Raw genomic sequence first — 18,805 nt, 5'->3', positions numbered from 1 at the left:
TGTTTTGGTCCTCGGTTTTTTTCTCGAGGTCTTTTATAGGCCTGCCCCGTTAAACGCCGCAATAACAAACCTGTAGTGCACTTCCCGAAAACCTGAAGGAAACTTCCTATTCGAGAAATACTGTGTTATGAAATCCCGGTTGCGAGCTTCAACTAGATCCGCACCATCAATGCCTTCATATAAATAGAACGACAGGGAGCAGAATTTTCATGAAACGAGGCCTGACCGTACTTGCGTTGCTGATCGTCATTCCCGCCTTCGGGGTTGGCGGCTACCTCTACAGCAAGCAACCGACGCGTCAGGGCCAGGTGGAATTGCGCAACCTGCAAGGCTCGGTGACCGTGCGTTACGACGAGCGCGGCGTGCCGCACATCCGTGCCGAAAACGAGACCGACCTCTATCGTGCCCTCGGTTATGTGCACGCCCAGGACCGGTTGTTCCAGATGGAAGCCATGCGCCGCCTCGCCCGTGGCGAACTGGCCGAAGTGCTCGGACCGAAACTGCTCGACACCGACAAGTTGTTCCGCAGCCTGCGCATTCGTGAACGCGCCGCCAGTTACGTGGCCGGCCTCGACAAGCAGTCACCGGCGTGGAAGGCCCTGCAAGCCTATCTGGACGGCATCAACCAGTATCAGGACTCGCACGCCGCCCCTGTCGAGTTCGACGTGCTGGGCATCCCCAAGCGGCCGTTCACCGCCGAAGACACCATCAGCGTCGCCGGTTACATGGCTTACAGCTTCGCCGCTGCGTTTCGCACCGAACCGTTGCTGACCTACGTGCGCGATCAGCTCGGCGCCGATTACCTCAACGTCTTCGACCTCGACTGGCAGCCCAAGGGCGTGCTCGCCAAGGGCCGCGCCGGCACCGCACCGGCCCTTGCTGCCGATGACTGGAAAGACCTGAACACCCTCGCCCGCCTCAGCGAGCAGGCACTGATCGACAACGGCCTGCCGCAATTCGAAGGCAGCAACGCCTGGGTGATCGCCGGCAGCCGCAGCAAGAGCGGCAAGGCATTACTGGCCGGCGACCCGCACATTCGTTTCTCGGTGCCGTCGGTGTGGTACGAGGCGCAGCTGTCGGCGCCGGGTTTTGAACTCTACGGTCATCATCAGGCGCTGGTGCCGTTTGCGTTTCTCGGCCACAACCTGGATTTCGGCTGGAGCCTGACCATGTTCCAGAACGATGACCTGGACCTGATCGCCGAGAAGGTCAATCCGGACAACCCGAATCAGGTCTGGTACCACGGCCAGTGGACCGACATGGTCAGCACCGAGCAGCAGATCGCCGTGAAAGGCCAGGCGCCGGTGACCATTACTCTGCGCCAGTCGCCCCACGGGCCGATCGTCAACGACGCCCTCGGCAGCGCCGCCGGAAAAACCCCGATTGCGATGTGGTGGGCGTTCCTCGAAACACCGAACCCGATCCTCGAAGGTTTCTACCAGCTCAACCGCGCCGACACCCTGGCCAAGGCCCGCGCCGCAGCTGCCAAGGTGCAGGCACCGGGACTGAACATCGTCTACGCCAACGCCAAGGGCGATATCGCGTGGTGGGCTTCGGCGCTGCTGCCCAAGCGGCCGGCCGGGGTCAAACCCGAGTTCATCCTCGATGGCAGCAGCAATCAGGCGGACAAGGACGGCTACTTCCCGTTCAGTGCCAACCCGCAGGAAGAGAACCCGGCGCGGGGCTATATCGTCTCGGCCAACTTCCAGCCCGTATCGCCGACCGGCATGGAGATTCCCGGTTACTACAACCTCGCCGACCGTGGCCAGCAACTCAACCGCCAGCTCGCCGACAAGAACGTGAAGTGGGATAACGAAGCCAACCAGAAGCTGCAACTGGGCACCACCACCGGTTATGGCCCGCGCGTGCTGGCGCCGTTGTTGCCGGTATTGCGTGAAGTGGTGAACGACCCGGCGCAGTTGAAACTGGTCGAGCAACTGGCGCAGTGGCAAGGCGACTACCCGCTGGATTCGGTGAGCGCCACGGTGTTCAACCAGTTCCTCTACGACCTGGCCGACGCGGCGATGCGCGATGAGCTGGGCAACGACATGTTCGAGACCTTGCTGTCGACCCGAGTGCTCGATGCAGCGCTGCCACGCCTGGCGGCGAACGCCGATTCACCGTGGTGGGACAACCGCAACACCCCGGGCAAAGAGAACCGCGCCGACACCGTGCGCACCGCGTGGCAGGCGAGCATGACGCACCTTGAACAGACCCTCGGCGACGATGCCTCCGGCTGGCAATGGGGCAAGGCGCACACGCTGACCCATGGTCATCCGCTGGGGCAGCAGAAGCCGCTGGACCGGATTTTCAATGTCGGCCCGTTCGCCGCACCCGGCTCCCACGAAGTACCGAACAACCTCTCGGCGAAGATCGGCCCGGCGCCGTGGCCGGTGACCTATGGGCCGTCGACGCGGCGGCTGGTGGACTTCGCGGATCCGGCTCACAGCCTGACCATCAACCCGGTCGGCCAGAGCGGCGTGCCGTTTGACAGCCACTATGACGATCAGGCGGAGGCGTATGTGGACGGGTTGTATGTGCAGGCGCATTTCAGTGAGGAAGAGGTTACGGCGAATACGCGGAGTACCTTGAAGCTGTTGCCGGCGCGAGCGGCGCAATAAGCGCCGCTCAAACCATCGCCGCAAAATTCAACCGAAACTGCTGCGGCGTCACCCCCAACCGGCGGTTGAACACGCTGCGCATGTGTTGCGCATCGCGAAACCCGCATTGATACGCCACGGTCTTCAGCGGCGCCGTGGTGCTTTCGAGCATCACCCGCGCCGCATCCACCCGCGCCCGCTCGACGAACTCCGCCGGGGTGACTTTCGCTTCGCGAGCAAACACACGGGAGAAATTCCTCGCACTCATGTTCGCGGCATTCGCCAGGTCGGCAATGGTCAGGTCGCCGGTGAGGTTGGCCAACACGTATAGCTGCACCATCGCCACCGCCGACGTCGGTTCGGCGTGGGGCGTGAGGAACGGGCTGAACTGCGACTGCCCGCCCGAGCGCTGGGTAAACACCACCAGCCGCTTGGCCACGCTCAATGCGACCTCGGCACCGTAGTCACGCGCCAGCAGGTACAACGACAGATCGATCCCCGCCGTCACCCCCGCCGAGGTGTAGAGCTGACCGTCCTCGACGTACAACCGATCAGCCTCGACCCGGCTCGACGGGCATAACTGCGCCAGCGTCTCGGCGTCATTCCAGTGGGTGGTGACCGTGCGCCCGTCCAGCAATCCCGCACGCGCGAGCATGAATGCACCGTTGCAGATCGAGCCGAACCGCCGTGCCCGCCCACAAGCCTCGCGCAACCATGCATCGAACGCCTCACCGAAATCCAGGAACGGCAACTGCGGCCCACCAGCCACCAGCAGCAAGTCATAAACTTCCCGCACCTCACTGAAATGCCGATGCGCACTCAGGGTCAGCCCGTTGGAACACGCCATCGGCCCGCGTTCGACGCCGATCACTTCAAGCCGGTAATGATCCTCCGCCGCCAGAAAGCGATTGGCCTCGGCGAACACATCCATGGGCCCGCTGACGTCCAGTGCCTGCACGCTGGGGAACACCACGATGGCGACGGTTTTGTTCATGGCGATGTCGGCTCCCTGGGAATGGCGGATCAGCGCCAACCCTAGCCAATCCGCGCCGCAGAAGCGAGCTGGCACGATTTGCAGGTGGAATGGCAAGGATCGCAGCCATGGATCGATTGTCCGGTTTTACCCCCGGGAACAGACTTTCCCCATCAACGCCACGACGGCGTTTTCGACGAGGAAGCTCAACATGACCACAACCATCGCCGGTATCAAGATCCCCGACAGTACCCTGGCCCGGGCCACCACCGAGTACATCCGCGACATCGAATCCGACCTGCTTTACCACCATTCGCGCCGGGTGTTTCTGTTCGGTGCCTTGAGTGGCGAACGCCGGCAACTGGCCTACGATCCGGAGTTGCTGTACGTCGGCGCGATGTTTCACGATCTGGGCCTGGTCGAAGGTCACCGCAGCAATGACGAACGTTTCGAAGTCGATGGTGCCAACGCCGCGGCCGCGTTTCTCAAGCCTTACGGGTTGAGCGACGACAACATCGAGCAGGTCTGGCTGTCGATCGCCCTGCACACCACGCCGGGCGTACCGAAGCATCTGCGTCCGACCGTGGCGTTGGTGACGGCGGGTGTCGAGATGGATGTGCTGGGCATGGACTACGCGGCGTTCACCACGGTACAGCGCGAGGCGGTGGTGCATGCACATCCACGGGGCGAGGGTTTCAAGGAGTGCATCATCTGCGCGTTTGCCGACGGCTTGCGTCATCGTCCGCAGACGACGTTCGGCAATGTGAAGACCGATGTGCTGAAGGATCAGGCGCCGGGGTTCAAGCCGATGAATTTCGTCGAGGTCATTCGCCAGTCGCCCTGGGTTTCCTGACGGGCATAAAAAACCTCGCGGCCGTTACCGGTCGCGAGGTTTTTTGTGTTTGCAGACTTAAGCCGCTTCCGGCGTCTGCGCCCGGCGCACGTCCGGTTGCTTCCACGAATCGGCAGCGCCTTCTTCGATGGCTTGCTGGATCGCCTTGCGGCGCGATTCTTCGGCACGACGGCTGAAGAACCAGACCATGAAGGTCACCAGCGACACCGCCAGCAGAATCAGGCTGGCCACGGCGTTGATCTCGGGCTTCACGCCCAGACGCACCGCCGAGAACACTTCCATCGGCAGGGTCGTCGAGCCCGGGCCGGAGACGAAGCTCGCCAGCACCAGGTCGTCCAGCGACAGGGCGAACGACATCATGCCGCCCGCCGCCAGCGACGGCGCGATCATCGGGATGGTGATCAGGAAGAACACCTTCCACGGCCGCGCACCCAGATCCATCGCCGCTTCTTCGATCGACAGGTCCAGCTCACGCAGACGCGCCGACACCACCACCGCCACATACGCCGCACAGAACGTCGTGTGGGCGATCCAGATGGTGACGATGCCACGCTCCTGGGGCCAGCCGATCATCTGTGCCATGGCCACGAAGAGCAGCAACAGCGACAGACCGGTAATCACCTCGGGCATTACCAGCGGCGCAGTGACGAGGCCACCGAACAGCGTGCGGCCCTTGAAGCGGGTGATGCGGGTCAGCACGAATGCCGCCAGCGTACCCAGCGCCACGGCCGCAACGGCGGTGTAGCAGGCGATTTCCAGCGAACGCACCACCGAGCCCATCAACTGGGTGTTGTCGAGCAGGCCGACGTACCACTTGATCGACCAGCCGCCCCATACCGTCACCAGTTTCGAGGCGTTGAACGAGTAGATCACCAGGATCAGCATCGGCAGATAGATGAACAACAGGCCGAGCACCAGCATCAGGCTGGAGAAACGGAAGCGCTTCATTCTTTACCCTCCATTTCCTTGGCCTGACTGCGGTTGAACAGGATGATCGGCACGATCAGGATCGCCAGCATCACCACCGCCAGGGCGGACGCCACCGGCCAGTCACGGTTGTTGAAGAACTCTTGCCAGAGCACTTTACCGATCATCAGGGTTTCCGGACCGCCGAGCAGCTCCGGGATCACGAACTCGCCCACCACCGGGATGAACACCAGCATGCAGCCGGCGATGATGCCGTTCTTGGACAGCGGAACCGTGATTTTCCAGAAGCTGTTGAAGGTGCTCGAACCCAGGTCGGACGCGGCCTCCAGCAGGCTGGTGTCGTGTTTCACCAGGTTGGCGTACAGCGGCAGGATCATGAACGGCAGGTACGAATAGACGACGCCGATGTACACCGCCAGGTTGGTGTTGAGGATCTGCAGCGGTTCGTCGATGAAACCCATGCTCATCAGGAAACCGTTGAGCAGGCCGTTGTTGCTGAGAATGCCCATCCACGCATAGACGCGGATCAGGATCGCGGTCCAGGTCGGCATCATGATCAGCAGTACCAGCACCGTCTGCACTTCCTTGCGGGCACTGGCGATGGCGTAGGCCATCGGGTAGCCGATCAGCAGGCACAGCAGCGTGCTGAAGAACGCCATCTTCAGCGAACCGAGGTACGCCGAGATGTACAGTTCGTCGTCGCCGAGCATCGCGTAGTTGCCCAGGTTCAGCAGCAACTGCAGCTTCTGCTCGGCGTAGGTGTAGATCTCGGTGTACGGCGGGATGGCCACGTCCGCTTCGGCGAAGCTGATCTTCAGAACGATGAAGAACGGCAGCATGAAGAACAGGAACAGCCAGATGAACGGCACCCCGATGACCAGCTGGCGGCCACCGGGAATTATTCGATTGAGCCGGCGTTTGAATTTGCGCATGTTCATGAGCGAAGTACCACGCCGCTGTCATCTTCCCAGTACACGTACACCTGATCGCCCCAGGTCGGACGTGCGCCACGGCGTTCGGCGTTGGCCACGAACGATTGCACCAGCTTGCCGCTCGGCAATTCCACGTAGAACACCGAGTGCCCGCCGAGGTAGGCGATGTCGTGCACCTTGCCGCTGGACCAGTTGTACTCGCAGGTCGGCATTTCGGCGGTGACCAGCAGCTTCTCCGGACGGATCGCGTAGGTCACGGACTTGTCCTGCACCGAGGTGCTGATGCCGTGGCCGACGTAAATCTGCCGGTCGAGGTCCTTGCAGGTGATGGTCGCGTGGCCTTCGGCGTCGTCGATCACTTCGCCTTCGAAGATGTTCACGTTACCGATGAATTCGCAGACCAGACGGCTGGTCGGGGTCTCGTAGATGTCGATCGGGCTGCCGATCTGGGCGATCCAGCCCAGGTGCATGATCGCGATGCGCTCGGCCATGGTCATGGCCTCTTCCTGGTCGTGGGTCACCATCACGCAGGTCACGCCGACGCGCTCGATGATCTCAACCAGTTCCAGCTGCATCTGCGAACGCAGTTTCTTGTCCAGCGCACCCATCGGCTCGTCGAGCAGCAACAGCTTCGGCCGCTTGGCCAGGGAGCGCGCCAGCGCCACACGCTGACGCTGACCGCCGGACAACTGGTGCGGCTTGCGCTTGGCGTACTGGCTCATCTGCACCAGCTTGAGCATCTCGGCCACGCGGGCGTCGATCTCGGCTGCCGGGATCTTGTCCTGCTTGAGTCCGAACGCGATGTTCTGCGCCACCGTCATGTGCGGGAACAGGGCGTAGGACTGGAACATCATGTTGATCGGTCGCTCGTACGGCGGCATGTCGGTGATGTCGACGCCGTCGAGGAAAATGCGCCCCTCCGTGGGCCGTTCGAACCCTGCCAGCATCCGCAGCAGAGTGGATTTGCCCGATCCCGAACCGCCGAGCAGGGCGAAGATCTCGCCCTTCTTGATTTCCAGGGACACATCGTCCACGGCAACCGTCTCGTCGAACTTCTTCGTGACCCGGTCGATTTTAACCAGCACCTGTTTCGGTGTCTGGTCGCCCTCGAGGGCTTTCTTATAGGCGCCGGAGGCAACTGCCATTTACGAAACTCCCAGAAAAAAAAGAGTGCAGTTCGCCCACGCAAGACGAACCCAGGATGGTTTGCGCGTTATTTACCCGACTTGACCTTGGTCCAGCTGCGGGTCATCAAACGCTGAATATTCGGTGGCAACTCGATCGACACATAGGTCTTGTCGAGGACGGCCTGCGGTGGATAAACCGCTTCGTCGGTGCGAATGGACTGCTCCATCAGCTTGTCCGAACCCGGGTTGGGGTTGGCGTAACCGACGTAATCACTGACCTGGGCAATCACCTCAGGTTTCAACAAATAGTTGATGAAGGCGTGGGCCTCTTTGACGTTGGCCGAATCCTTCGGAATCGCCAACATGTCGAACCAGAGCGCGCCGCCCTCTTTCGGGATGGCGTAGGCGATGTTGACGCCCTTCTTGGCTTCTTCGGCACGGTGCTTGGCCTGGAAGATGTCGCCGGAGAAACCGATGGCCACGCAGATGTCGCCGTTGGCCAGGTCGCCGATGTATTTCGAGGAGTGGAAGTAGGTCACGTAAGGGCGCACCGCCAGCAATTTGGCCGTGGCTTTCTCGTAATCCTTGGGATCGGTGCTGTTGGCATTCAGGCCCATGTAGTTGAGCACGGTCGGCATCATTTCATCGGCCGAATCGAGGAACGCCACGCCGCAGCTGTGCAGCTTCTTGATGTTCTCGGGTTCGAACAGCACGCTCCAGGAGTCGATCTTGTCGACGCCGAGCACGGCTTTCACTTTGTCGACGTTGTAGCCGATGCCGTTGGTGCCCCACAGGTACGGCACGGCGTACTGGTTGCCCGGGTCGTTCTGTTCCAGGCGCTTGAGCAGCACCGGGTCGAGATTGGCGTAGTTCGTCAGTTGCGCCTTGTCGAGCTTCTGGAACGCGCCCGCCTTGATCTGCTTGCCGAGGAAGTGGTTCGACGGCACGACCACGTCGTAACCGGTACGCCCGGCGAGCAGTTTGCCTTCCAGGGTTTCGTTGGAATCGAACACGTCGTAGACCGGCTTGATCCCGGTTTCTTTCTGGAAATCGGCCAGGGTGGTCTCGCCGATGTAATCCGACCAGTTATAAATATGCACAGTACCGGCGGCTTGGGCACCGACAGCGAACGTCAGGCCGGCAGCGGCCAGCAGGGCATTGCGCAAAGAAGAAAAAATAGGCAAGTGGAGGTCCTCTGATTTAGTTGGGCCCAAGTTGCCCCGCGCTGCATGACAGTCACGGTTGCCCGGCAACAAAACCGGCGCGCAACTTACCTTCGAAAAACCGTTCCAGCAAAACTTTCTGTCATTTAATTGCACCGCTGGCCGCCCGGGTGAAGGCGACGGCCAGCGGTGGCGGCTTCAAACCGGCTTATTTGCCGGATTTGATCTTGGTCCAGCTGCGCGTCATTTCACGCTGGGTTGCCGCCGGCAGATCGGCGATGGCATACAGCTTGGCCTGCACATCGGCTGGCGGGTAGATGCCTGGATCGCTGGTGATGTCTTTCTCTACCAGTGGTGTTGCAGCAGCGTTACCGTTCGGGAAACGTACGGCGTTGGTGATGCCGGCCATGACTTCAGGCTTCTGCAGGAAGGTCATGAACTTGTAGGCGCCTTCAACGTTTTCGGCATCCTTCGGAATGGCGACCATGTCGAAGAAGCTGCCAGCGCCTTCCTTCGGAATGGCGTAGCTGACTTTCACCTTGTCACCGGCCTCGGCGGCACGGGACTTGGCCTGCTGCACGTCACCCGAGTAGCCGACCGCTACGCAGATGTTGCCGTTGGCCAGGTCCGAGATGTACTTGGAGGAGTGGAAGTAGGTGATCGAAGGACGAATCTTGAGGAACAGGTCCTCGGCTTTCTTGATGTCTTCTTTCTTCTGGGAGTCGGTTGGCAGGCCCAGGTAGTGCAGCGCGACCGGCAGCATTTCGGTCGGCGAATCGAGGAAGCTCACGCCGCAGCCCTTGAGCTTGGCGATGTTTTCCGGCTTCAGCAGTACGTCCCAGGAATCGATCTTGTCGACGCCCAGCGCAGCCTTGACCTTCTCCGGGTTGTAGCCGATGCCGATCGAACCCCACATGTACGGGAAGGCATGCTTGTTGTCCGGGTCGCTGACGGACACGGCCTTGAGCAGGTCCTGGTTCAGGTTCTTCCAGTTAGGCAGCTTGGAGCGATCCAGTTCCTGGTACACGCCGGCCTTGATCTGCTTGGCCAGGAAATTGTTGGACGGCACGACCACGTCGTAGCCGGACTTGCCCGCCAGCAGCTTGGCTTCCAGGGTTTCGTTGGAATCGAATACGTCGTAGACCACCTTGATCCCCGACTCTTTCTCGAAGTTCGCGATGGTGTCCGGAGCGATGTAGTCGGACCAGTTGTAGACGTGCAGCACTTTGTCGTCCGCGTGAACCGCGCCCGCCATCATGCCCGCGACGGACAGGGCCAGAAGTGTCTTGCCAGCAAGCTTTTTACCTAATGCCTTCATGCGTCATGCTCCAAATTTTTCTTTTTTGAACCACTTTGTTCAGCGGCCGAACCCGGACAACTGGAACCGCGGCTAGTCTGGCAAGATACGAGGCGGTCTTTCAAGAAAAGACCAGCCTTTCCAACTGCTCCGAGCGACAGCGCAACAGCTCCATCGCTCGAAGCCTAGCACTTAGCCCTGCAATGCACTGAGGGTCAGGTCCAGGCACTTGCGTGCCTTGGTCACCAGCTCATCGATCTCCGCCTTGCTGATCACCAGCGGCGGCGCAATGATCATGGTGTCGCCCACGGCGCGCATGATCAGGCCGTTGTCGAAGCAGAACTGGCGGCAGATCATGCCCACACCCTTGCCTTCGTAACGCTTGCGAGTGGCCTTGTCCTGCACCAGCTCGATGGCCCCCAGCAGACCGACTCCGCGCACTTCCCCCACCAGCGGGTGATCGTTCAGTTCGCGCAGACGTTTCTGCAAATACGGTGCCGTTTCGTTATGTGCGTTCTCGATAATTTTCTCTTCGCGCAGGATCCGGATGTTTTCCAGACCCACCGCCGCCGCCACCGGGTGCCCGGAGTAGGTGAAGCCGTGGTTGAAATCGCCGCCCTCGTTGAGCACCGCCACCACTTCGTCGCGCACGATCAGGCCACCCATCGGGATGTAGCCGGACGTCAGGCCTTTGGCGATGGTCATCATGTGCGGCTTGAGGTCGTAGAAATCGCTGCCGAACCATTCGCCGGTACGGCCGAAACCACAGATCACTTCGTCCGCCACGAACAGGATGTCGTACTTGGCGAGGATTTCCTTGATGCGCGGCCAGTAGCTGTCTGGCGGAATGATCACGCCGCCGGCGCCCTGGATCGGCTCGGCAATGAAGGCACCGACGTTGTCGACGCCGACTTCCAGAATCTTCTCTTCCAGCTGATTGGCCGACCAGATCCCGAACTCTTCCGGGGTCATGTCGCCGCCTTCGGCGAACCAGTACGGCTGAGCGATGTGGACGATGCCCGGAATCGGCAGGTCGCCCTGCTCGTGCATGTAGGTCATGCCGCCCAGGCTGGCGCCGGCCACGGTGGAGCCGTGGTAACCGTTCTTGCGGCTGATGATGACTTTCTTGTTCGGCTGGCCCTTGATCGCCCAGTAGTGGCGAACCATGCGCAGCATGGTGTCGTTGCCTTCGGAGCCGGAACCGGTGAAGAACACGTGGTTCATGCCTTGCGGCGCCACGTCGGCAATGGCCTTGGCCAGTTCCAGTGCCGGCGGGTGAGCGGTCTGGAAGAACAGGTTGTAGTAAGGCAGTTCGCGCATCTGCTTCGCGGCAGCATCCGCCAGTTCATCGCGGCCATAACCGATCGCCACGCACCACAGACCCGCCATGCCATCGAGGATCTTGTTGCCCTCGCTGTCCCACAGGTACACGCCCTTGGCGTTGGTGATGATCCGTGGACCCTTTTCTTTCAGCTGCTTGAAGTCGCTGAACGGGGCCAGGTGGTGCTCGCTGCTGAGGGCTTGCCACTCACGGGTTTGCGGGTTGTTGCTGGTCATGCCAATTCTCCTTGTTATCGGTGAAGGCGCGGCGGCTGGCCACCGCGCCCGGCGTATCAGACGGCGAAGAGCAGGTACTCACGCTCCCAGGAACTGATCACGCGCTTGAAGTTTTCATGCTCGGCCCGCTTGACCGCGACGTAGCCGGTGATGAAGGTCTTGCCCAGGTATTTCTCGATGGTTGCGCTGTTTTCCATACGCTCCAGCGCATCTTCGATGGTCAGCGGCAGGCGCAGGTTGCGGCGCTCGTAACCACGGCCCACCACTGGCGCGCTCGGGTTGATGCCTTCGACCATGCCGATGTAGCCGCAGAGCAGGCTCGCGGCAATCGCCAGATAAGGGTTGGCGTCGGCGCCCGGCAGGCGGTTTTCCACCCGGCGGTTCTGCGGGCCGGCATCCGGGACGCGCAGGCCCACGGTGCGGTTTTCTTCGCCCCACTCCACGTTCACCGGCGCCGAGGTGTCCGGAAGGAAGCGGCGGAACGAGTTGACGTTCGGTGCGAACAGCGGCAGCAGCTCCGGGATCAGTTTCTGCAGGCCACCGATGTGGTGCAGGAACAGCTGGCTCATGGTCCCGTCGTCATTGGAGAACACGTTCTTGCCGGTCTCGATGTCGATGATGCTCTGGTGCAGGTGCATGGCACTGCCCGGCTCGCCGGTCATCGGCTTGGCCATGAAGGTCGCGGCCACGTTGTGCTTGAGGGCGGCCTCCCGCATGGTGCGCTTGAACACCAGAATCTGGTCGGCCAGGGACAGGGCGTCGCCGTGACGGAAGTTGATTTCCATCTGCGCGGTGCCGTCCTCGTGGATCAACGTGTCGAGGTCCAGCTCTTGCAATTCGCACCAGTCGTAGACGTCTTCGAACAGCGGGTCGAACTCGTTCGCCGCTTCGATGGAGAACGACTGACGACCGATTTCCGGACGCCCGGAACGGCCGACCGGCGGCTGCAACGGATAGTCAGGGTCGTCGCTGCGTTTGGTCAGGTAGAACTCCATTTCCGGCGCCACGATCGGCTGCCAGCCCTTGTCGGCATAGAGTTTCAGGACTTTCTTGAGGACGTTGCGCGGCGACAGCTCGATCGGGTTGCCTTGCTTGTCGTAGGTGTCGTGGATCACCTGGGCGGTCGGCTCGATGGCCCATGGCACCAGGTACACGGCGTTCTGGTCGGGGCGGCAGATCATGTCGATGTCGGCCGGGTCGAGCAGTTCGTAATAGATGTCGTCTTCGACGTAGTCGCCGGTCACGGTCTGCAACAGAACGCTCTCTGGCAGGCGCATGCCTTTTTCGGCGATGAACTTGTTGGTCGGCGAGATCTTGCCCCGGGTGATGCCGGTCAAGTCGCCGATCATGCATTCGACTTCTGTGATCTTGTGGTCTTTCAACCAATCGGTGAGCTGGTCGAGGTTGTTGCTCATAAATGCCTCTGGGCTGAGTCTCCTGACACATGTCAGGCAGGTTTGACGCACGGGGCGTCGCGTTAAAGGGGGCCTGTTTGCGCGCAGTACCGGCTTACGCCTGGCACCGCGCATCGACAATGAAGGAGGAGCTTACCTGCCCTTTACGCTGGCGTTGCATTTCCTGTGCACATCCGGGGTGTGCAGAATCCCGGGCACGGCGACGGGCGCGGTGCAGGCCGGGAGCAGGAAAGAGATCTATATTGAAAGGAGAACCGCTGAAGAGGATGCCCTTCCCCGCGTCCAGAATATCGGACGCCGGCGCCTGATCCGCCATGGACAAAGAGATCGCTGGCAGAATGCGAGCCTGGCTGTCGGCTGCGCTGCGGACGGACGTGTCGCCACTGATGTGATAAGCATGCAGACCGTACTGCACGGAGCAGTCGGTGACGCCGATTAACGGCAGGCGAGACATGAAGCACCCCGGTATTATTGCTGTTATGGGTTTGACCCGAGCTTAGCCTTGTTCATTTTTTTACACAACACCCCCGTAAAAAATACAACACGGCCTGCTCAAGCCTGCGGGTGGCGCATCTTTCGCGGATAAAAAAATGCCCCAAAGTGCCCCATAAATGCCCTCGTGGCGCTTTTTCGGGGCAAAAAAGGCCTCGCTTGACTTCGGCATGCCGTTCGGGTTGACTGAAACCAGAAAAGATCAATGATTGATATTTTTAACAACAAAGGTGTTGCATCATGTCGGTACCCCCGCGTGCCGTTCAGCTTAACGAAGCGAACGCGTTCCTTAAGGAACATCCTGAGGTTCTGTACGTTGACCTTCTGATTGCGGATATGAATGGTGTGGTGCGCGGCAAGCGCATCGAACGCACCAGCCTCCACAAGGTTTACGAGAAAGGCATCAACCTGCCGGCCTCTCTATTTGCTCTGGATATCAATGGTTCGACGGTGGAAAGCACCGGCCTGGGCCTGGACATCGGCGACGCCGACCGTATCTGCTATCCAATCCCCGATACCCTGTGCAACGAGCCATGGCAAAAGCGCCCGACCGCGCAACTGCTGATGACCATGCACGAACTCGAAGGTGACCCTTTCTTCGCCGACCCGCGCGAAGTGCTCCGTCAAGTTGTTGCAAAGTTTGACGAGCTGGGCTTGACCATCTGCGCCGCATTCGAACTCGAGTTCTACCTGATCGACCAGGAAAACGTGAACGGCCGCCCTCAGCCGCCACGCTCGCCGATCTCCGGCAAACGCCCGCATTCGACCCAGGTCTACCTGATCGACGACCTCGACGAATACGTCGACTGCCTCCAGGACATTCTGGAAGGTGCGAAAGAGCAAGGCATCCCGGCTGACGCCATCGTCAAGGAAAGTGCCCCGGCGCAGTTCGAAGTGAACCTGCACCACGTCGCCGACCCGATCAAGGCCTGCGACTACGCGGTGCTGCTCAAGCGTCTGATCAAGAACATCGCCTACGACCATGAAATGGACACCACCTTCATGGCCAAGCCGTACCCTGGCCAGGCAGGCAACGGTCTGCATGTGCACATTTCGGTTCTCGACAAAGATGGCAAAAACATTTTTGCCAGCGAGGATCCCGAGCAGAACGCCGCGCTGCGTCACGCGATCGGCGGTGTGCTCGAGACCCTGCCCGCGCAGATGGCTTTCCTCTGCCCCAACGTCAACTCCTACCGTCGTTTCGGCGCACAGTTCTATGTGCCGAACTCGCCGAGCTGGGGCCTGGACAACCGCACCGTGGCCCTGCGCGTACCGACCGGTTCCGCCGACGCGGTCCGCCTGGAACATCGCGTTGCCGGCGCCGACGCCAACCCGTACCTGCTGATGGCTTCGGTACTGGCGGGCGTGCATCACGGCCTGACCAACAAGATCGAGCCACCGGCCCCGACCGAAGGCAACAGCTACGAGCAGAACGAACAGAGCCTGCCGAACAACTTGCGCGATGCCCTGCGCGAGCTGGACGACAGCGAGGTGATGGCCAAGTACATCGATCCGAAATACATCGATATCTTCGTCGCCTGCAAGGAAAGCGAGCTGGAGGAGTTCGAACACTCCATCTCCGACCTTGAGTACAATTGGTACCTGCACACCGTTTAAGCGGACTGCAGCACATGAAAACGCCGTTGGCTTCACAGCCCGCGGCGTTTTTTTATTGGCCTCTGTGGCAGAGATTCAAGCTCTGCGTACAATGCCCGCTGCCCCGCAGGAGACTTTCATGACGCGTCCCGCCCCCGTCCGCAAACCCCGTGCCCGCAGTCAGGCACGAATCGATTCGATACTCGACGCCGCGCGCACGCTGCTGGCCGCCGAGGGCGTGGCGAGCCTGTCGGTCTACAGCGTGGCCGAACGGGCGCAGATCCCGCCCTCCTCGGTCTATCATTTCTTCGCCAGTGTCCCGGCGTTGCTCGAAGGTCTGACGGCAGATGTCCACGCCGCCTTCCGCGCCTGCCTGCAAGCACCGATCGATCACGACGCCCTGCGCGACTGGCGCGACCTGTCCCGGCTGGTCGAGCAACGGATGCTGGAGATCTACGACGAAGACGCCGCCGCCCGCCAACTCATCCTCGCGCAGCACGGCCTTACCGAAGTCACCCAGGCCGACCGTCAGCATGACCTCGAACTCGGCGACCTGATGCACAAGCTGTTCGATCATCACTTCGAACTGCCGAAGCTGCCGGATGACGTGGACGTGTTCGCGCTGGCCATGGAACTGGGCGACCGCGTCTACGCCCGCTCGGTGCAGCAGCACGGGCAGATCACCCCGCGTATGGCCGAGGAAGGGATGCGCGTGTTCGATGCCTACATCGGCTTGTATCTCCCGCCGTATCTGCCCAAGCGGGCTCTTTGATCGTTCCCACGCGGAGCGTGGGAACGATCAAGCGATCAACAAAAAACCCCGAAGGGCTCACACCCTCCGGGGTTGTTTTTACTCACAGACTTACAACTTGGCGATGGACACCTCGGTGGACTTCACGAAGGCGATCACCTCGCTGCCAACCTCCAGCTCCAGCTCCTTGACCGAACGGGTGGTGATCACCGAAGTGACGATGCCGGAAGCGGTCTGCACGTCGATTTCCGACAGCACGTCGCCGAGAACGATCTCCTTGATCGCGCCTTTGAACTGGTTGCGTACGTTGATGGCTTTGATAGTCATGGCATTGATTCCTGTCGTTTGCTTGAGTTATTGAGCCCAACGCAATTGCGTAGGCAAGGGTGAAACAGGTTCCGGCGCCGGCGGCTCGCCGGGCAGGGACAACACACGGTTGAGCACTTCGGTTTCCAGCGCGGCCAGCCGATGGGAGCCACGGACCCGAGGGCGCGGCAGCTCCACTTGCAGGTCGAGACCGACTTCGCCGTCCTCGATCAGAATCACCCGGTCGGCAATCGCCACCGCTTCGCTGACATCGTGGGTCACCAGCAACACGGTGAAACCATGCTGCTGCCAGAGACGTTCGATCAGTTGCTGCATCTCGATCCGGGTCAGCGCGTCCAGTGCGCCCAGCGGCTCGTCGAGCAACAGCAGGCGCGGTTGATGGATCAGCGCCCGGGCCAGCGCCACACGCTGCTTCTGCCCGCCGGACAATGCCGCCGGCCATTCATTGGCGCGATCCGCCAGACCGACCGCATCCAGCGCTTCCAGAGCTTGCGGACGCCAGTTGCCCTTGAGGCCCAGACCGACGTTGTCGATGATCTTTTTCCACGGCAGCAGCCGTGCTTCCTGGAACATCAGCCGGGTGTCTTCCCGGGCATCGCTGAGCGGTGCAGCACCCGCGAGCAGGTCGCCGCCGGTGGGTTGATCGAGGCCGGCGAGCAAGCGCAGCAATGTGCTCTTGCCACAGCCACTGCGCCCGACCACGGCGACAAATTGCCCCGCCGGAATGTGCAGATCGATGCCACGCAATACCTGCCGCGCGCCGAAGGTCTTCTGCAGGTTGCGTACTACCAGCGGAATCCCGCGCAGCAGACGTGGAGGTTGTTGAGCCGTCATGCCGCACCTCCTTTCGCCACTTGATAGGCCGGATGCCAACGCAGCCACACACGTTCAAGTCCACGGGCCGCGAGGTCGGCCAGTTTGCCGAGCACCGCGTAGAGCAGAATCGCCAGCACCACCACGTCGGTCTGCAGGAACTCCCGGGCATTCATCGCCAGATAACCGATGCCGGAGCTGGCGGAGATGGTTTCCGCCACGATCAGCGTCAGCCACATGAAGCCGAGGGCGAAGCGCACGCCGACCAGAATCGAAGGCAGCGCACCTGGCAGAATCACCTGCCAGAACAGGCTGAAACCGGACAGGCCATAACTGCGCGCCATCTCCACCAGAGCCGGGTCGACGTTGCGGATGCCGTGATAGGTGTTGAGGTAGATCGGGAACAGCGTCCCCAGTGCCACCAGAAAAATCTTCGCCGACTCGTCGATGCCGAACCACAGGATCACCAGCGGAATCAGCGCCAGGTGCGGCACGTTGCGGATCATCTGCACCGAACTGTCGAGCAGGCGCTCGCCCCACTTCGACAGGCCGGTGATGAAGCCCAGAACCAGGCCGATGCTGCCACCGATGGTGAAGCCCATTGCGGCGCGCCAGCCGCTGATTGCCAGGTGCGTCCAGATTTCACCGCTGCGCACCAGACTCACGCCGGCTTCGATCACCGCCACCGGCGCCGGTAGAATCCGCGTCGACAACCAGCCCGCCGACACCGACAACTGCCACACCGCCAGCAGCAACACCGGCAACGCCCAGGGCGCGAGGCTGTGGATAAATTTCTTCATGGCGGCGCCTCAGCTCTGGGACGCGGCTTTGGGAAGAATGTCGTTGGCCACCATCTCGCCGAACGGGCTGACATAACCGGCGCTTTTCGGCAGTTCCGGACGCTCGACGTCGAGGTGCGGGAACAGCAGTTCAGCGACACGATACGACTCTTCGAGGTGTGGATAACCGGAGAAGATGAAGGTATCGATGCCCAGCGCCGCGTATTCCTTCACCCGTGCCGCCACGGTCGGACCATCGCCCACCAGCGCCGTCCCGGCACCGCCGCGCACCAGACCGACGCCGGCCCACAGGTTCGGGCTGACTTCGAGGTTGTCGCGGCTGCCCCCGTGCAGGGCGGCCATGCGTTGCTGGCCGACCGAATCGAACCGCGCCAGCGAAGCCTGGGCACGCTTGATGGTGTCGTCATCCAGATGCGAGATCAGGCGATCCGCCGCCTGCCAGGCTTCAGCGTTGGTTTCCCGCACGATCACATGCAGGCGGATGCCGAAGCGTACCGTGCGACCGAGCTTGGCGGCCTTGGCGCGAACCTGTTCGATCTTCTCGGCCACCGCTGCTGGCGGCTCGCCCCAGGTCAGGACCATTTCCACTTGTTCGGCAGCCAGATCCTGCGCCGCTTCCGACGAACCACCGAAATACAGCGGCGGACGCGGCTGCTGGATCGGCGGATAGAGCAATTTGGCGCCCTTCACGCTGATGTGCTCGCCGTCGTAATCCACGGTTTCGCCTTCCAGCACACGGCGCCAGATCCGGGTGAATTCCACCGAGGCCTGATAGCGCGCTTCGTGATCAAGGAACAGACCATCGCCGGCCAACTCTTCCGGATCGCCACCGGTCACCAGGTTGAACAGCGCACGACCGCCGGACAGACGATCCAGGGTCGCGGCCTGACGCGCTGCCACCGTCGGGGAAATGATCCCGGGGCGCAGGGCGACCAGAAACTTCAGGCGCTGGGTCACCGGTATCAGCGATGCCGCCACCAGCCACGAATCCTCGCAAGAGCGGCCGGTGGGAATCAGCACACCGCCGAAGCCCAGGCGATCCGCCGCTTGCGCGACCTGTTGCAGATAGCCGTGGTCGACGGCGCGGGCGCCTTCGGCGGTGCCAAGGTAATGGCCGTCGCCGTGGGTAGGCAGGAACCAGAAGATGTTGAGGCTCATGGAGTGGTCTCCTTGGGGATTCGA

At 61.5% G+C, this 18,805-nt stretch carries 17 protein-coding genes; 4 read left to right on the top strand and 13 right to left on the bottom strand.

Annotated elements, in window-relative coordinates:
* The first annotated feature begins 209 nt into the window (after positions 1-209).
* On the top strand, positions 210-2,621 hold the full coding sequence (locus DXT77_RS22915) for a penicillin acylase family protein (RefSeq protein WP_119429292.1): 2,412 nt from the start codon (positions 210-212) through the stop codon (positions 2,619-2,621).
* Between the two features lie 7 nt (positions 2,622-2,628).
* Here DXT77_RS22915 and DXT77_RS22910 read toward each other — a convergent pair whose 3' ends face one another.
* Positions 2,629-3,594 (bottom strand): GlxA family transcriptional regulator, encoded by a 966-nt coding sequence (locus DXT77_RS22910; protein WP_119429291.1) that lies wholly within the window; start codon positions 3,592-3,594, stop codon positions 2,629-2,631.
* A 190-nt stretch (positions 3,595-3,784) separates the two neighbouring features.
* On the opposite strand from DXT77_RS22910, the gene DXT77_RS22905 reads away from it, so the two are divergent.
* Positions 3,785-4,426 (top strand): HD domain-containing protein, encoded by a 642-nt coding sequence (locus tag DXT77_RS22905; RefSeq protein WP_119429290.1) that lies wholly within the window; start codon positions 3,785-3,787, stop codon positions 4,424-4,426.
* A gap of 57 nt (positions 4,427-4,483) precedes the next feature.
* Here DXT77_RS22905 and DXT77_RS22900 read toward each other — a convergent pair whose 3' ends face one another.
* The 8 genes from DXT77_RS22900 to DXT77_RS30440 all read right to left on the bottom strand — a co-directional run bounded on the left by DXT77_RS22900 (position 4,484) and on the right by DXT77_RS30440 (position 13,298).
* Positions 4,484-5,374 (bottom strand): ABC transporter permease subunit, encoded by an 891-nt coding sequence (locus DXT77_RS22900; RefSeq protein ID WP_085709000.1) that lies wholly within the window; start codon positions 5,372-5,374, stop codon positions 4,484-4,486.
* Positions 5,371-6,252: an ABC transporter permease subunit gene (locus tag DXT77_RS22895; RefSeq protein WP_349016884.1), complete on the bottom strand. Its 882-nt coding sequence runs from the start codon at positions 6,250-6,252 to the stop codon at positions 5,371-5,373. The genes DXT77_RS22900 and DXT77_RS22895 overlap by 4 nt, the downstream gene beginning before the upstream one ends.
* Positions 6,253-6,287: 35 nt before the next feature.
* Positions 6,288-7,430, bottom strand: coding sequence for an ABC transporter ATP-binding protein (locus tag DXT77_RS22890; RefSeq protein ID WP_085708998.1), 1,143 nt, complete (start codon positions 7,428-7,430; stop codon positions 6,288-6,290).
* A 68-nt stretch (positions 7,431-7,498) separates the two neighbouring features.
* Positions 7,499-8,596, bottom strand: coding sequence for a polyamine ABC transporter substrate-binding protein (locus DXT77_RS22885; RefSeq protein ID WP_085708997.1), 1,098 nt, complete (start codon positions 8,594-8,596; stop codon positions 7,499-7,501).
* Between the two features lie 187 nt (positions 8,597-8,783).
* On the bottom strand, positions 8,784-9,893 hold the full coding sequence (locus DXT77_RS22880) for a polyamine ABC transporter substrate-binding protein (protein ID WP_085708996.1): 1,110 nt from the start codon (positions 9,891-9,893) through the stop codon (positions 8,784-8,786).
* Positions 9,894-10,064: 171 nt separating this feature from the next.
* Positions 10,065-11,429, bottom strand: a complete 1,365-nt coding sequence (locus DXT77_RS22875) for an aspartate aminotransferase family protein (RefSeq protein ID WP_119429289.1) — start codon at positions 11,427-11,429, stop codon at positions 10,065-10,067.
* A 56-nt stretch (positions 11,430-11,485) separates the two neighbouring features.
* Positions 11,486-12,844, bottom strand: coding sequence for a glutamine synthetase family protein (locus tag DXT77_RS22870; RefSeq protein ID WP_011336448.1), 1,359 nt, complete (start codon positions 12,842-12,844; stop codon positions 11,486-11,488).
* A gap of 94 nt (positions 12,845-12,938) precedes the next feature.
* Complete coding sequence (locus tag DXT77_RS30440) at positions 12,939-13,298, bottom strand: glutamine amidotransferase (protein WP_134828443.1); 360 nt, start codon at positions 13,296-13,298, stop codon at positions 12,939-12,941.
* A 278-nt stretch (positions 13,299-13,576) separates the two neighbouring features.
* On the opposite strand from DXT77_RS30440, the gene DXT77_RS22860 reads away from it, so the two are divergent.
* On the top strand, positions 13,577-14,953 hold the full coding sequence (locus tag DXT77_RS22860) for a glutamine synthetase family protein (RefSeq protein WP_085581012.1): 1,377 nt from the start codon (positions 13,577-13,579) through the stop codon (positions 14,951-14,953).
* Between the two features lie 118 nt (positions 14,954-15,071).
* Positions 15,072-15,704: a TetR/AcrR family transcriptional regulator gene (locus DXT77_RS22855; RefSeq protein ID WP_119429287.1), complete on the top strand. Its 633-nt coding sequence runs from the start codon at positions 15,072-15,074 to the stop codon at positions 15,702-15,704.
* Positions 15,705-15,794: 90 nt separating this feature from the next.
* Here DXT77_RS22855 and DXT77_RS22850 read toward each other — a convergent pair whose 3' ends face one another.
* From DXT77_RS22850 to ssuD, 4 genes are read right to left on the bottom strand one after another with little or no spacing between them, the layout of a single operon-like run.
* On the bottom strand, positions 15,795-16,010 hold the full coding sequence (locus tag DXT77_RS22850) for a molybdopterin-binding protein (RefSeq protein WP_007953520.1): 216 nt from the start codon (positions 16,008-16,010) through the stop codon (positions 15,795-15,797).
* A 27-nt stretch (positions 16,011-16,037) separates the two neighbouring features.
* Positions 16,038-16,844, bottom strand: a complete 807-nt coding sequence (gene ssuB, locus DXT77_RS22845; RefSeq protein ID WP_119429286.1) for an aliphatic sulfonates ABC transporter ATP-binding protein — start codon at positions 16,842-16,844, stop codon at positions 16,038-16,040.
* On the bottom strand, positions 16,841-17,623 hold the full coding sequence (gene ssuC / locus DXT77_RS22840) for an aliphatic sulfonate ABC transporter permease SsuC (protein WP_119429285.1): 783 nt from the start codon (positions 17,621-17,623) through the stop codon (positions 16,841-16,843). Before ssuC ends, ssuB begins: the two co-directional genes overlap by 4 nt.
* A gap of 9 nt (positions 17,624-17,632) precedes the next feature.
* Positions 17,633-18,781, bottom strand: coding sequence for an FMNH2-dependent alkanesulfonate monooxygenase (ssuD, locus tag DXT77_RS22835; protein ID WP_102619651.1), 1,149 nt, complete (start codon positions 18,779-18,781; stop codon positions 17,633-17,635).
* Positions 18,782-18,805 lie beyond the last annotated feature (24 nt).

This window comes from Pseudomonas sp. 91RF, assembly GCF_003576265.1.
Classification (GTDB): Bacteria; Pseudomonadota; Gammaproteobacteria; order Pseudomonadales; family Pseudomonadaceae; genus Aquipseudomonas; species Aquipseudomonas kribbensis.
Note: the sequence above shows the minus strand (reverse complement) of the source record. Positions and strands in the feature narration are given on the sequence as shown.

Excerpts from the sequence above, each read along its gene's own strand:
- DXT77_RS22855 (WP_119429287.1), top strand. The coding sequence starts at position 15,072 with ATGACGCGTCCCGCCCCCGTCCGCAAACCCCGTGCCCGCAGTCAGGCA.
- ssuC (WP_119429285.1), bottom strand. The coding sequence starts at position 17,623 with ATGAAGAAATTTATCCACAGCCTCGCGCCCTGGGCGTTGCCGGTGTTG.
- DXT77_RS22890 (WP_085708998.1), bottom strand. The coding sequence starts at position 7,430 with ATGGCAGTTGCCTCCGGCGCCTATAAGAAAGCCCTCGAGGGCGACCAG.
- DXT77_RS22875 (WP_119429289.1), bottom strand. The coding sequence starts at position 11,429 with ATGACCAGCAACAACCCGCAAACCCGTGAGTGGCAAGCCCTCAGCAGC.
- DXT77_RS22850 (WP_007953520.1), bottom strand. The coding sequence starts at position 16,010 with ATGACTATCAAAGCCATCAACGTACGCAACCAGTTCAAAGGCGCGATC.
- ssuD (WP_102619651.1), bottom strand. The coding sequence starts at position 18,781 with ATGAGCCTCAACATCTTCTGGTTCCTGCCTACCCACGGCGACGGCCAT.
- DXT77_RS22910 (WP_119429291.1), bottom strand. The coding sequence starts at position 3,594 with ATGAACAAAACCGTCGCCATCGTGGTGTTCCCCAGCGTGCAGGCACTG.
- DXT77_RS22915 (WP_119429292.1), top strand. The coding sequence starts at position 210 with ATGAAACGAGGCCTGACCGTACTTGCGTTGCTGATCGTCATTCCCGCC.
- DXT77_RS22905 (WP_119429290.1), top strand. The coding sequence starts at position 3,785 with ATGACCACAACCATCGCCGGTATCAAGATCCCCGACAGTACCCTGGCC.
- ssuB (WP_119429286.1), bottom strand. The coding sequence starts at position 16,844 with ATGACGGCTCAACAACCTCCACGTCTGCTGCGCGGGATTCCGCTGGTA.
- DXT77_RS22870 (WP_011336448.1), bottom strand. The coding sequence starts at position 12,844 with ATGAGCAACAACCTCGACCAGCTCACCGATTGGTTGAAAGACCACAAG.
- DXT77_RS30440 (WP_134828443.1), bottom strand. The coding sequence starts at position 13,298 with ATGTCTCGCCTGCCGTTAATCGGCGTCACCGACTGCTCCGTGCAGTAC.
- DXT77_RS22900 (WP_085709000.1), bottom strand. The coding sequence starts at position 5,374 with ATGAAGCGCTTCCGTTTCTCCAGCCTGATGCTGGTGCTCGGCCTGTTG.
- DXT77_RS22880 (WP_085708996.1), bottom strand. The coding sequence starts at position 9,893 with ATGAAGGCATTAGGTAAAAAGCTTGCTGGCAAGACACTTCTGGCCCTG.
- DXT77_RS22860 (WP_085581012.1), top strand. The coding sequence starts at position 13,577 with ATGTCGGTACCCCCGCGTGCCGTTCAGCTTAACGAAGCGAACGCGTTC.